Consider the following 13,637-nt stretch of genomic DNA (forward strand, 5'->3'; position numbering starts at 1 on the left):
AGAACTGACGTGCAACTCTACTGGAATGAGCCGGCGCGAAAGCGCCTCCTGCTTGCGCTGCTGGCGCTTGCGATCGTCGCACTGTTTCTGTGGCCTCACGCCGCATGGGCTTCGGAAAGCGGCGGCGGTCTGCCCTACGAAAGCTATCTGACGAAAATCCGGCAGTCGGCCACGGGACCGATCGCCTATGCGTTTGCCGTCGTCGGCATCGTCGTTGCCGGTGGCGCGCTCGTCATGGGCGGCGATCTGAACGGCTTCGCTCGTGCCCTGTTGCTCCTCGTGCTGGTCGCCTCGCTGCTCGTCGGCGCTAACGCGGTCCTGTCCTCGATCTCGGGCGGCGGCGCTACGGTCGCCGCTCTCACACCGTCTGGCATGGTTGGGTTCGCCTAACATGCCGTTGCGCTCTGTCCCCATCCGTCGCTCCGGTGTTCGCAACAACCTGTTCATGGGTGGGGACCGGGAGCTTGTGATGCTTGCGGGTGTGGCAGCGGCCGGCCTGATCGGGCCGGCGATCGACGAACCTAAAGCGTGGATCGCCGGCCTGTTCATCTGGTTCGGGGGACTGTGGGCGGCTCGCCTCATGGCGAAGGCCGACCCGCTCCTTCGGGGCGTCTATCTACGGCACCGGGCCTATCGCGGGTATTACGCGGCCCGCTCCACGCCCTTCCGGCTCAATTCGAGAAGCCAGCGGAAGCGGTACAGCGAACCGGGGAAGAAAAAATGATCGAGACATTCGCCATCACCATCGCGGTCATGGGGACGATCTTGATCGTCGCCTTGTTCGCGTTGGTCCTAAAAAACGCCAAAACAAACAAGCTGGACCAATTCCGCTCCAAAGAAGCCGGGATGGCCGATCTGCTCAACTACGCGGCTATGGTCGATGACGGCGTGATCGTCGGCAAAAACGGCTCGTTCATGGCCGCATGGCTCTACTCTGGCGACGACAACGCCAGCAGCACCGATCAGCAACGCGAAATGGTGTCTTTCCGCATCAATCAGGCGCTCGCCGGGCTCGGCAACGGCTGGATGATCCACGTCGATGCGCCGCGCCGGCCTGCGCCAAACTACTCCGAACGTGGACTTTCGCACTTCCCCGATCCGATCACCGAAATGATCGATGAAGAACGCCGCCAGCTATTTGAGGGGCTGGGGACGATGTACGAGGGGTATTTCGTCATTACCGCGACCTTCTTCCCGCCAATGCTGGCCGAACAGAAGTTCACGGAGTTAATGTTCGATGACGATCGCCCGAGCCCAACGCAAAAGGCGCGCACGCATGATCTGATCGAAAAGTTTAAGCGCGATATTGTGAGCTTTGAAAGCCGCATGGGAGCAGCGTTGAAGCTCAACCGCCTGCGCGGTCACGACGTGATGAACGAGGATGGCTCAACCGTCACGCAATGCGACTTCCTGCGCTGGCTCCAATTCTGCGCTACGGGCGTTAATCAACCGATTATCCTCCCCTCTAACCCGATGTATCTGGATTCCGTCATCGGCGGGCAGGAAATGTGGGCGGGTGTTGTCCCGCGCATCGGCCGCAAGTTCGTGCAAACCGTCTCGATTGACGGATTTCCGCTGGAAAGCACGCCCGGCGTTCTTTCGGCTTTGTCTGAGCTTCCGACCGAATATCGTTGGTCAACCCGCTTTATCTTCATGGACACGCATGAGGCGATTAAACACCTTGAAAAATTCCGCAAAAAATGGCGGCAAAAGGTTCGTGGCTTCTTCGATCAGGTGTTCCAGACGAACAGCGGCAAGATCGATCAGGATGCCCTGTCGATGGTCGAGGATGCCGATCATGCCATGGCGGAAGTCAACAGCGGCCTAGTCGCGCAAGGCTATTATACCTCCGTCGTCGTCCTGATGGACGAGGATCGTGACAAGGTAGAATTGTCTGCACGCCAGCTAGAAAAGGCGATTACGGCTATCGGCTTCGGCGCTCGCATCGAGACGATCAACAATCTGGAAGCGTTCTTTGGAAGCCTTCCCGGCCATGGCGTCGAAAACGTGCGGCGGCCGATCATCAATACGATGAACCTCGCCGATCTGATGCCGACTAGCTCGATCTGGACCGGGCTCAATTTCGCGCCGTGCCCGATGTATCCGCCTCTCTCGCCTCCGCTGATGCAAGGCGTCACCAACGGCTCAACGCCGTTCCGCCTTAATCTCCACGTCCGCGACGTGGGGCATAGTTTCATGTTCGGGCCTACCGGCGCTGGTAAGTCCACGGCCCTTGGCCTGATCGCAGCGCAGCTTCGTCGCTATCCCGGCATGTCGATCTTTGCGTTCGATAAGGGCATGTCGCTCTTTCCGCTCGCTAAGGCTGTCGGTGGCAGTCATTTCACCGTTGCTGGCGATGACGAAACGCTCGCCTTCTGCCCGCTGGCCTTCCTCGAAACCAAGGGCGATCGGGCTTGGGCGATGGATTGGATCGACACGATCCTTGCGCTCAACGGGGTCATCACGACGCCAGCGCAGCGCAATGAAATCGGCAATGCGATCGTGAATATGTACGAAAGCGGGGGCAAGACGCTCTCTGAGTTTTCGATCATCATTCAGGATGAAGCGATCCGCGACGCGATCCGCCAATATACCGTGGACGGCGCGATGGGGCATTTGCTCGATGCCGAACAGGACGGTCTGGCACTTTCCGATTTCACCGTTTTCGAGATCGAGGAGCTTATGAACCTCGGGGAGAAATATGCGCTCCCCGTGTTGCTCTACCTGTTCCGTCGCATCGAACGCTCCCTGCGGGGTCAGCCCGCCGCGATCATTCTCGATGAAGCGTGGATCATGCTCGGGCATCCGGCTTTCCGCGCCAAGATCAGGGAATGGCTCAAGGTGCTTCGTAAGTCGAATTGCCTTGTCCTTATGGCGACGCAAAGCCTCTCGGACGCTGCCAATTCGGGCATCCTCGATGTGATCGTGGAATCGACCGCAACGAAAATCTTCCTTCCGAACGTCTATGCTCGGGATGAAGACACGTCGCAGCTTTACAAGCGGATGGGGCTCAATCCTCGCCAGATCGACATTCTCGCAACGGCGATTCCTAAGCGCCAATACTACTACGTTTCGGAAAACGGTCGCCGGCTATTTGAACTGGCGCTCGGTCCGGTCGCACTCGCGTTCGTCGGTGCGACCGACAAGGAATCCATCGCCACGATCAAGGGGCTGGAAGCCCGTCTAGGCCCGCGCTGGGTTGATGAATGGCTGTCCCTGCGCGGTGTCACACCTATGATTGGAGAAGCGGCGTGAGCTTTATGGACAAGTTCCGGCGGCGCGAGGCCGCCCCCCTGCCTGTCGAAGAAACCAACCCTTACCTTTCGGCGCGGCGCTCGTGGAACGATCACGTTGGCGGCCTCGCCGCCTCGCGGCGCATGTGGCAATTTGTAGCGATCCTGTCGCTTCTAATCGTCCTCGCGGCTGTGGGCGGGATTATCTCGATTGGAAGCCAATCGAAGTTTGTCCCTTACGTTGTGAAGGTCGATGATCTCGGAACGGCCGTCGCAACGACGCGCGCCGATCGCGCGGCCCCGGTCGATGCCCGTGTTGTGCAGGCGCAACTCGGTGCGTTCATTCAAAGCGCCCGCTTCGTGACGTCGGATATCGCTCTTCAGCGGCAGGGGATTTTCCGCGTCTATTCCATGCTGCTGCCTAATGATCCGGCCATGGGGAAGATGAACGACTGGCTGAACGGAAACGCCGAAACCACGCCATTCAAGCGTGCTGAGACACGAACCGTCAGCGTCGAAATCGCGTCGGTGATCCCACAAACAGCGCAGACTTGGCAGGTCGATTGGACCGAAACCGAACGCGATCGGCAAGGCGGACTTATTCAACCGCCTCAGAAATGGCGGGCGCTGGTGACGATCCGCGTGAACACCCCCAGCACCGGCACATCTGAACAGCAAATCCACGACAATCCGCTCGGCATCTACGTCAGCGATTACTCGTGGTCGCGCACACTCTAAAGGGAGGGATTGGCAACATGAAACGGACTATCATTCTCGCGGCTCTGCTCTGCTCGATCCCGACCATTGCGGTGGCTCAGGACAGCACGCCTACCGTCTTCAATACTCGCGATACGCCCCTGACGCCGGCTGAACGTGATGCGCTACGGATATCGGAGGATTGGCAGGAACGGAGTGCCACGGGCATCCGCCCTGTCGCTGGCGCGGAAGGGTCGGTGGTCTTCCTTTTCGGCGCGACCGAGCCGTCGATCGTCTGCGCGGTCCTCCAAATTTGCGACGTGCAGCTACAGGCCGGGGAGCAGGTCAACTCGATCAACGTGGGCGATAGTGCCCGTTGGCTGATCGAACCGGCCGTATCCAACTCGGGACCAAACGAGACGCAACACCTCATCATCAAGCCGATGGACGTAGGGCTCTCAACCTCGCTTGTGGTGACGACGGATCGCCGCACCTACCATATCAAGCTGTCGTCCACCCGATACGAGTTCATGTCTCGCGTGGCGTTCCAATACCCTGACGACGTGACCGCCAAGTGGGCGGCTCTCAAGGCGCATAACGAGGTTATGAGGAACGAACAGTCGATCGCCGTCCCCGGCGGCGGGGGCTCGGCCGCCGGCTCGCGGCCGGCGGCCGAATATCTCTCCAACCTGAGCTTCAATTACAGCGTGAAGGGGAAGGCCAGGTGGAAGCCGATCCGCGTGTTCAATGACGGCGTAAAAACCATCATCGAAATGCCGCAAGCCATGAAGCAGACGGAAGCACCTTCGCTCTTGGTGGTGCGTGCGGGCGGCAGCATCAAAAAAACGGCCGATACCTCGTTGGTCAATTACCGCGTCCAAGACGATCGATACATTGTCGATCAGGTGTTCGATGAGGCTGTGATGATTGCGGGCGTCGGCAAGCGTCAAACCCGCATCACCATCGTTAGGGGGTCGTAGTCGTGCGAGCGGCCCCCATCGCCGCTGTCGCGCTCGTCCTAACCGGATGCGCCTTCTCGACTGCACACCTCGGCAGCACCGCTGCTGTCGCGCCGGCACCCGAAGCGCAAGCGATGGTGGCCGATTCATTGGTCGAGCTGGTCAAGCTCTATCCCCCCGCGATCTCTCGATTGGCGATCGACGCAAGCGCGTCGGACGATGCGTTCGGACAGGCGCTCGCCGATGGGCTTCGCAAGCGGGGTTATGCGGTCGTGGAAGGGGCGCGGGGAGCTAAGGCCGATCCCTCGGCCCTTCCGCTCCGCTACGTCGTAGATCGGCCCATGACGGGCTTCTACCGCGTCATGCTGCGGGTAGGAGGCCAGTCACTCACGCGCGGCTATACGACGGAAGGGGGCGTGGCTCCCTCAGCCGGGTGGGCGCTCAATCTGTCGGGTGCCTCGCAACAGCTTGTCGAGCGCGCGACGCGGCCCGATCTGCCCGCTGATGCTGAACAGGTCCAAGCGGAACTTGCGGCCGTTGACGCCGGGGTAGCGCCGCAAGCGGCACTCGCCCCGGCTCCGGGCTCGCTGCGAGGATCTAATTACAGTGAACCCGCAAGCGTGGTGGTAGTCCCTATCCCGCCTGCGACGACCTATGCGGCGCAACAAGCGGTGGACGCCCGTGGCGCTGAGATTGCCGCTGCGAACGCGCAAGTCGCTCAAATGGCGGCGAAACTCGCCGAGTATCAAACGGCCGATACGATGGTGCGTACCGCGTCGGCGAAGCTCGCCAGATACCAAGCCGAGTTAAGCCGGGCGAAAGCTCGCCGCGCCGCTGCGGTGGCCGGCTGGCGTGTCCAGTTCGCGGCATTCCGCACCGAACGGGTAGCCCGGCAATACTGGCGAACGCTGGTAGCAAAGCGGCCGGCGCTGGCGGCTCTGTCGCCGCGCTTCGCTCGGTCCACCAAGGGCATGACGTTCGTACAGGCCGGTCCCTACCGCACGGTCGCTTTTGCCAAAACAGTTTGCGGCGGGCTGAAAGCTACCGCCTGCATCGTGGTCAAAGCCTGATCGGCGGATTGGAGTAAATACGATGGCAACTGCTGATCCAATGTCGCCCGACGCTTCGCCGGGTGGCTCCACGTCTCAATCACGCCTCATCACGGGCGTTCGTCGCGTAAACAACTGGCCGATCTATATCATCGGCGCTCTCGTTGTCGTCTTCCTGCTGGTCGTCGTCATGGTCGTGATCGATCGAAGCAAGGTCAACACCGTCAAAGCCGACGATCTGCAAACGCCGAAACAAGGTCCTGACTCGATGGACATGGCGCGTCGGGTCGCAGGGACACAGGCCGGCGGGGAAGTCCCCGCCACGGGTAGCATTCCGGCCGTACCGACAAACCCGACGATGGTCCCCGGCCCGGTCGCTCTCGATGCCAATGGCATTCCGATCGCGCCAGTTAACCCGGATGCTCCACCTGTGCCTCCGGGGGGCTCTGCGGGTAACTATTCACCCCCTCCGGTGTCGCCGGAAGTGCAATCGCGCCGGCAACGCATGGAAGCGATGCGCGCTGCTAGGGACCAAATGTTCACGGACGCCGTTCGCGCCCCCACGAATATCAAAATGGCTGCTGCGCGTAGCGCGGGTTCGCCCGGCGGCGGTGATGCAAACGGCAGTACGGCGCAACGCCTAGAGGCCCTTCGCGGTCAAATCGCGGCGGCGGCGGCCCAAGGTAGCGCGCCGTCGTCCACAGACATGCAAAGTCTCGCTGCGCTGCAAGGCCAGATGGCCGCCAACGGCGGCGGTGGCAACGCCACGGGTCAGCAACAGCCGGGCCGGGACTTGGGTCAGTTCGCCAACAAACAAGGCGGCGATCGGTGGCAACTGGACTCACAGCCGGCGGCTCCGCGCACGCGCTACCAGCTAACGGCCGGCTTCGTCATTCCGGGAACGCTGATCTCGGGCATAAACTCCGAATTGCCGGGGCAGATTGTCGCTCAAGTCTCGCAAAACGTCTTTGACAGCGCGACCGGCAAATACCTCCTGATCCCTCAAGGTGCCCGGCTCGTGGGCTCCTACTCTGCGGACGTTCAATATGGTCAGTCGCGGGTTCTGATCGCGTGGCAGCGTATCGTTTTCCCCGATGGCAAGGCGATGGACCTCGGCGCAATGCCCGGCTCCGACAGTGCAGGCTATGGCGGTTTCAAGGATCAAGTAAACAACCACTATCTGCGGATTTTCACCTCCGCATTGTTCTTGTCAGCGGTGACGGCTGGCGCGACGATTAGCCAGCCGCAATCGAACTTCCAAACGAACGGCAACCAACGCCAGAGTGCGGGATCAGCTCTGAGCGAAGCCCTCGGGCAACAGCTTGGACAGGCTACCGCGATGATGATTCAAAAGAACCTCAATATCTCGCCTACGTTGATGATCCGGCCCGGCTTCCGGTTCAATGTCGTGGTTACGAAAGACCTCGCGTTTTCAAAGCCATATCGTTCATTTGACTACTAACCAAAGGAGTGAAACCGATGCGAAAGGTAATTTTAGCCGCTAAAATTGGCTTCGGGCTGGCGGTCCTCGCCGCTCCCCTCGCGACGCCTGTGGAAGCACAGTTCGCGGTGGTCGATGTGGCAAACGTCCACCAGACGACGGTAACGGCCCTGCAAAGCGTGGCTGCGACGGCGAAGCAAGTTCAGCAGTACCAGACACAGCTTCAACAATATCAGAACATGCTCCAAAACACGTTGGCTCCAACTGCCTATGTGTGGAGCCAAGCCCAAAGCACGATCGACGGGCTACAACAGAGCGCCAGTTCGCTCTCCTCATTGACGCGCCAGACAGGCGGGATCGATGCATATTTGAACAAATTCAAAGACCCCAACGCCTACAGAAGCTCGCCCTGTTTTGGTGCGACCGGCTGTTCTCCCGCCCAACTTGCAGCGATGAAAGCTCAACAGAGCGCCAATCAACAGGTTCTCATGGCGTCTAACGCCGATGTGCTGCGCGGTATTAGTCAGCAGCAGACCAGTTTGAAATCAGAAGCTGCAAACCTCGAACAAATGCAGCGCAATGCTCAGGGGGCTACGGGACAGGCGCAAGCTCTCGGGTATGCCAACCAGTTCGCCGCTAATCAGGCGAACCAGCTTCTTGCACTTCGACAGCAGCTAATGTCGCAACAGGCGGCGACGCTCGCTGTCCAGCAAGCCGCTATGGACGAAAAGGCTATGCGTGCTGCGGCATCGGAAAAGGCGCGAGCCGGCACCTACTCCAAAACGCCCAATGGCAGCTATGCCTACACAACGCCAAACTGAGCGACACGATAGGAGGGTGACGAAATGAATATGAAGCTCGTAGGCTTATTGGTGGCGGTGGTCGTCATCCTCCTCGGTCTGCTCGTGACCATGATGCGCGCGAAGCCGGATGCCCCTGTGGCCGCGCCGGTTGCTGTCACCGCGCCTGCCACTCCGACCGGCCCTCGGCCGGGTCGAGGCGGCTCTTACACAAAAACCCCGCCGGGCAAGTACGAATACACGACGCCCAAGTGAGCTTGATGCGAGGATAACTGAGGGCCGGATCGATGGTTAAAAATCGGAATAAACTGGCCCTTCTTGGGCTCTGCGCGCTGGTTGCATTGACGGTCGCGACGCCTGCCTTGGCCCAAACTCAGGGCGGCGGGATGTTCGCCGACATTCAGAACCGATACGCGGCGGCGGCCCGTAGCTGGTCGTCTGCGATGACAAGCGCGGCTTCGTTCCTCTTTTGGGGTTTGGCAACGATCAGTCTGGTGTGGACGATGGGCTTAATGGCTCTGCGGAGAGCCGATCTTGGAGAGTTCTTTTCCGAGTTCATCCGGTTTGTCGTCTTCACCGGCTTCTATTTCTTTCTGCTTTCTAACGGTCCATCAATCGCGGACGCCATCATTCGATCGCTACAGCAACTCGGGTCCAATGCTGCGAGCATCGGCCCTGTTACGCCGGGAAGCATTGTCGATATCGGTTTCGATATCGTCTCCACGACGGTCGATCAGTCTTCGATATGGGAGCCGGTGGACTCGGCGGTTGGAATCATCATCGCGTGCATCATCCTCGTGGTGCTCGCTCTGGTGGCGGTCAATATGCTGCTACTGCTCGTTTCAGCATGGATACTCGCCTACGGCGGCATCTTCTTCCTTGGTTTCGGGGGTGCCCGGTGGACCTCGGACATGGCAATCAATTATTTTAAGACAGTTCTAGGTGTCGCTGCGTCGCTCATGGCGATGGTTCTTCTCGTCGGCATCGGTAAGTCATTCATAGACCAATACCATGCCAGCATGGCGGCAACCACGTCGATCAAGGAACTAGCAGCGATGATGGTCGCCTGCGTAATCCTCTTGGCGCTCGTCAACAAAATCCCCGGCCTCGTTGCCGGAATCATCACCGGGGCAAGCGTCGGCGGTGCCGCGAACGTCGGCTCTCTTGGTGCTGGCGCGGCCATGACGGCCGGCGGTATGGCTGTTGCGGCAGCGGCAACGGGTGGTGCGGCGCTTGCGGCTGGTGCGGCTAATGCGGCCGGCGGCGCGAGCGCGATCAGCGCCGCCTTCAAGTCTGCTCAAGATAACATGGCAAGCGGTGGTGGTATGTTCTCGGGCTCGGGCTCGGGCGGCGGGTCTTCGGGTGAAGGATCAAGCGGTGGTGGCCTCGGCCCTGACGGCGGTGGCGGTGGCGGCGGCGGCGGCGGCGGCGGTGGGTCGCCGCTCGCATCAGCTATGGGCGGCTCTGGCGGGGGCGGGGGCGGCCGTGGCGCTAACGACAATGCCGGCGATCGGGCGGCGACGGCATCAAATGGCGGCGCTGAAACTGCAACCTCCGGTGCCGGCTCACCGGCTGGGACGACGGGTGGTGGCATAGCTGGTGCGGTTGGGGAGCCCGATGGTGCAGCGGCCGGGTCGGCTGAAGAAGTCGTCGCTGCTACGGCGGAAGCCGGATCGGCGGCCGAAGCATCTGCTGGGCTAGGTGACGGCGGTGCGGGAGGTAGCTCGGACGCCGGATCGGGTGGCGCGTCTAGCTCTGGCGGCGGTTCGTCGGGCAGGGGCAGTATGGCCACGGCTGGATTATTCGCGGCGGACATGGCCTCGAACCTCGGCGGCGGCATCGCTCGAACCGCATCGAATAAGATGGGTGCGGTTGCAGATGCAGCGCGTGCCCGCATAGCGGGCACGGTCGGCGGACAGATTGCGAGCGAAATTCGTAATCCCGGTGCTGCGGCGGCGGCTCGCTCTGCTCGGCAAGGGGGTGGTGATACCCTTACACCCGCAACCGGGGCAGGGGCCTCGCGGGGCGGCGGCGGTCGTAGCTCTGGCGGGTCGAGCAGCTTCGGTTCGCCGGGATCGGCAAACTCCACAGGAGGGTTCGATTCCTCCTCCTATAGTAGCTCGGGCTCGGGGACATTTGGTCGCGGAGGTTCAGACGGCGGCGCACTCGATGGCGACGGCGGCCCCTCCGAAGCGATCGGCGCGGACCCCGGCGGGTTCGGGGGGGACTCGATCTCGGGAAGTCAACGCGGCGACAACCCGTCAACGCGCGTGGACGCCAGCAACGAGGTATCGGAATTCGTCAATCGCGGAGCGAACCCATGATGCCGGCGGATATCCCGCCAGCGATCCATGAAAAGGTCGTGTGCTCGATCGGCGCTGCGGCAAAGTATGGCGTGCCTGCCAACATCATTCTTGCCGTGGCACAGCGGGAAGGGGGGCGGCCGGGGCAATGGGTCCGGAACAACAACGCGACCTATGATATCGGCTCGATGCAATTCAACACGGCCTATATCCGCACGCTCGCGCGTTACGGGATCGGGACGGGGGACGTGGCTAAGCCCGGCTGTTATTCCTACGATCTGGCCGCATGGCGGCTGCGCGGGCACATCAAGAATGATCGCGGCGACGTTTGGACGCGTGTTGCGAACTACCACTCGCGCACGCCGGTTCACAACGCACCCTATCGGGCGGCGATCATGGTCAATGCACGCCAATGGGGAAGCTGGCTCGCGTCGCGCTTTCATACTTATGACACCGTGACGGTCACGCCTCAGACGATTGCGATCGTGGACGCTGCGCCGGTCACAACCGCCCCTGTCATGGCCGCCAAGCCATTGCCCGTTCGTGTCGCCTCCATGCGATCGAAGCGCGCTTCTAGGGGCTCTGCGACGGCCGGGGACGTGAATCCCTATTCCGCACCGATCAGCGTGGCCTTTACGGCTCCGCGTTACGTCCCGCGCACGATCGCGGTCGTAGAATGACGGGCTGGGCGTCTTGGTTGCCCTACCGAACAGTGGACGACGTGCCGCGTGTCCTCGGCCCCGTCGATCGCAACCGGGCTCTGATCGAAATGGTCGGCACGGGTGGATTTGAGGATACGCCGGCATTGGCCCGGTGGTCTGAGACTGCGGAAGCTCAACCGATCCTGCGCGAGTTTCTGATCGCAGCGATGACGCCGCCTCCATCCGAACTGCACCAGGTCGATCTTGATCTAGCAAAAGGTGAAATGGCCGATCAAGATACGCTCGCGGCGGACATAGAGGCCCGGTTCGGCCGGTGATCCCGTGCCTTATTCTTGGCGATAGTCACGCGGCTGCGACGGCCGCTGCGGTGCGAGCCGCCTTCGGCGAACGATGTGCGGTGATCGCACAAGCGGGGGCCAGCTCGTCCACGATATTAGGGCGGACACCTCCGGTCATCGCTTATCAGGCTGCGGTGATCTCGGCCGGTGCGAACGACGCGGACAATCCTGACCTCGGGGAAAACCTCGACGCGATCCGGCGTCGGCTCCACGTCGGCCGCGTCGTGTGGCTCGTCCCGTATAATCGCGAGGCAGCCGCAACCGTGCGCTGGGTTGCTCAACGCTGGGGCGATCGGATTATTGATCTGGCATGGGCTCGCGCGCGAAGCGACGGCGTACATTGCATGTCGTATTCATGGGTTGCGCGATCGGTGGTGCGCGCCGGCTACGTCGCTCGTCATAACATCACGCGTTGATTTGAATCAAAAGCGTGCGCCGGAATTTTAGCCGCTAAAATTCTAGCGGCTTAGCTTCTGGCCGTTGCCCTGCTGTTGCGAACGGGATTCCGCGAACGTTCGCGCCTGTTCCTGACGCTCTGCAACCCGGAAAGCTATCGCCTCGCGCGCAGCCTGTGGGTCGCGTCGCTCGACTTTTTTGGCGGCCATTTCTTCCACCTTGCTCGGATAGCCGGGTATCGGCGTCTGCGTGTAGGGCGCAACACGATCAATGCGCGCGATCGTGTTGGCAACGGTGCGGAATTGATCGCGTTGTTTGACGTCCCATGCGTCAACCGCCTTGGCCGCGCCGGGCATCCATTTTAGCGTCGTTGGCTTATCCGCCAACGTCTCTTCGCGTTCCCGCTGCGCTTTCTCAAGCCGGCCCTGCAATGCGCTCTCTAACCGTGTCGCCCGTTCAACGATAGACTTGGTTTCGGCCGCGCACGCGGCATCGAACCGGGCGGCGTTTTCTGCCGGGGAGGGGGTGCGGGCCGCTGCTTCATTTCGGAAGGCGTCAACTTTCCCTTGTTCCTGCGGGTCAGCGCCGCGATCTCGCATCATGCTCGCTGCATTATCCCAACTGGCGGCGGCATCCCGGAGCGTCCGCTGATCCGGGTGCTGGTGAACGCTCCGTAAGGCTTCGGCCATCTGTTCGTCGGGGACCCAACGGCCTTCTTCCATGCGGGTGCTGCCGACGACTTTGCCCTGTCGATCGTAGAGCACGATCGCATCAACCTTCCCATCGGCCTGCAACGCGCCGATTGTCTCGACCAGCCCGGCAACGGCTTGATTATGAAAATCGTCGCCTACGCCTCGGCCGAAGCCTGTAGGCGAGCTTTTGATCTGTAGCTCGCGCCGTTCGTAGGTGCTGGCGTGGCTAAGGTCTGGCGCGACCGCCATGCCATGTATCTCAATACGGTAATTTTCCAGCTTCAGCTTTTCGACGTTGATGCGCGCATAATGGGAGTTGGACAGGGTACCGTCATAGACAATGTTGCGTCGCGCCTTGGCGGCCACCTCCATCATCTGCGCAGCGATCGTGCCCGCGTCGCCGTAAGCCGCTGCCGGTATCTCCAAGTCACCTTTGGCGATCCGATCACGCATATACGGCAAATTGGGCCGTACCTCATCGGCATCGATCACAACGGGCGGTGCTCCCAAATCCTCCAAGTTCACACTGATCCGGTTGACGATCATGCTCTTGCCCGAACCGGGCTGGCCTGCGGTGAAGATCGCAACCGGCCGCTCTACAGCCGGCGCGATCTCCATTTGCTCCTCCGTAAGCTCACGGGCAAGCGCGGTGCGCTCGGCATCGCCAAGCGACTTCTGCTCGTCACTCACGCCTACTACTGCCGGCGTTCGTAATTCATGGTCGCCTGCCGAACTAAAGGGTCGCGGCTGGTCTCCGGGTGATTGCGCTCAGCATAATGGTCACGCACCGCTTGTTTGGCGCGCGCCTGCTCCTCGCCAGTGGCGTTCCGAGCCGCATCGCGAAGCTGCGCGTGCTCAAGCGCCCAACGTTCTTTGTGGAGATAGGATAGGTGCCGGTCGATACCGTCGATGGTCCGGTCTAGGCTACTCTCGCTCACGGCACTTCCCTTCGCCAGCAATATAACACTTTTCGGCTGAAAAGCGAACGCCCCGCTGCAAAGGGGGGCAGCGGGGCGCAATCGTAATTTGCATCCCCTCGCGGCCGATCGGTCGCATGGCCGTGGTAAA

General features: G+C 61.2%; 15 protein-coding genes. 13 read left to right on the forward strand and 2 right to left on the reverse strand.

The annotated features are described in order from the left end of the window. The 13 genes from RH90_RS18995 to RH90_RS22240 form a co-directional block, all read left to right on the forward strand. Window positions 1-390: TrbC/VirB2 family protein (locus tag RH90_RS18995; protein ID WP_010188094.1), on the forward strand; the 390-nt coding region annotated here is incomplete at its 5' end. Window position 391: 1 nt separating this feature from the next. Next, window positions 392-724 carry a conjugal transfer protein TrbD gene (locus RH90_RS19000; RefSeq protein ID WP_029625481.1) on the forward strand — a complete coding sequence of 111 codons (333 nt, stop codon included), beginning with the start codon at window positions 392-394 and terminating at the stop codon, window positions 722-724. Beyond that, complete coding sequence (locus tag RH90_RS19005; protein WP_010188096.1) at window positions 721-3,255, forward strand: VirB4 family type IV secretion/conjugal transfer ATPase; 2,535 nt, start codon at window positions 721-723, stop codon at window positions 3,253-3,255. The genes RH90_RS19000 and RH90_RS19005 overlap by 4 nt, the downstream gene beginning before the upstream one ends. A gap of 5 nt (window positions 3,256-3,260) precedes the next feature. Continuing rightward, entirely contained in the window at window positions 3,261-3,971 is a 711-nt protein-coding gene (locus tag RH90_RS19010; protein ID WP_010188098.1) for a VirB8/TrbF family protein, read from the forward strand. A gap of 17 nt (window positions 3,972-3,988) precedes the next feature. Continuing rightward, window positions 3,989-4,909 (forward strand): P-type conjugative transfer protein TrbG, encoded by a 921-nt coding sequence (gene trbG / locus RH90_RS19015; protein WP_010188100.1) that lies wholly within the window; start codon window positions 3,989-3,991, stop codon window positions 4,907-4,909. 113 nt (window positions 4,910-5,022) lie between these two features. Then, window positions 5,023-5,958 (forward strand): SPOR domain-containing protein, encoded by a 936-nt coding sequence (locus RH90_RS22235; protein WP_010188102.1) that lies wholly within the window; start codon window positions 5,023-5,025, stop codon window positions 5,956-5,958. Between the two features lie 22 nt (window positions 5,959-5,980). Further along, complete coding sequence (locus RH90_RS19025) at window positions 5,981-7,399, forward strand: TrbI/VirB10 family protein (RefSeq protein ID WP_029625483.1); 1,419 nt, start codon at window positions 5,981-5,983, stop codon at window positions 7,397-7,399. Window positions 7,400-7,416: 17 nt separating this feature from the next. Then, a complete protein-coding gene (gene trbJ / locus RH90_RS19030; protein ID WP_010188106.1) occupies window positions 7,417-8,199 on the forward strand; it encodes a P-type conjugative transfer protein TrbJ in 783 nt (260 codons plus the stop codon). Between the two features lie 24 nt (window positions 8,200-8,223). After that, window positions 8,224-8,433 (forward strand): hypothetical protein, encoded by a 210-nt coding sequence (locus RH90_RS23630; RefSeq protein ID WP_010188108.1) that lies wholly within the window; start codon window positions 8,224-8,226, stop codon window positions 8,431-8,433. A gap of 32 nt (window positions 8,434-8,465) precedes the next feature. Continuing rightward, complete coding sequence (gene trbL / locus RH90_RS24630) at window positions 8,466-10,502, forward strand: P-type conjugative transfer protein TrbL (RefSeq protein WP_010188110.1); 2,037 nt, start codon at window positions 8,466-8,468, stop codon at window positions 10,500-10,502. Then, window positions 10,499-11,161: a transglycosylase SLT domain-containing protein gene (locus RH90_RS19040; protein WP_010188111.1), complete on the forward strand. Its 663-nt coding sequence runs from the start codon at window positions 10,499-10,501 to the stop codon at window positions 11,159-11,161. The genes trbL and RH90_RS19040 overlap by 4 nt, the downstream gene beginning before the upstream one ends. Then, window positions 11,158-11,460, forward strand: a complete 303-nt coding sequence (locus RH90_RS19045) for a hypothetical protein (protein ID WP_010188113.1) — start codon at window positions 11,158-11,160, stop codon at window positions 11,458-11,460. The genes RH90_RS19040 and RH90_RS19045 overlap by 4 nt, the downstream gene beginning before the upstream one ends. A gap of 80 nt (window positions 11,461-11,540) precedes the next feature. Next, a complete protein-coding gene (locus RH90_RS22240) occupies window positions 11,541-11,897 on the forward strand; it encodes a hypothetical protein (RefSeq protein ID WP_157134734.1) in 357 nt (118 codons plus the stop codon). Between the two features lie 42 nt (window positions 11,898-11,939). Here the strand turns inward: RH90_RS22240 and RH90_RS22245 are convergent, their stop codons facing one another. Both RH90_RS22245 and RH90_RS22250 read right to left on the reverse strand, forming a co-directional pair. Further along, entirely contained in the window at window positions 11,940-13,259 is a 1,320-nt protein-coding gene (locus tag RH90_RS22245) for a zeta toxin family protein (RefSeq protein WP_010188115.1), read from the reverse strand. A gap of 5 nt (window positions 13,260-13,264) precedes the next feature. Further along, window positions 13,265-13,507 (reverse strand): hypothetical protein, encoded by a 243-nt coding sequence (locus RH90_RS22250; RefSeq protein WP_157134735.1) that lies wholly within the window; start codon window positions 13,505-13,507, stop codon window positions 13,265-13,267. Between the last annotated feature and the right edge of the window lie 130 nt (window positions 13,508-13,637).

It is taken from the genome of Sphingomonas sp. PAMC 26605 (assembly GCF_000241485.1).
GTDB lineage: Bacteria > Pseudomonadota > Alphaproteobacteria > Sphingomonadales > Sphingomonadaceae > Sphingomonas.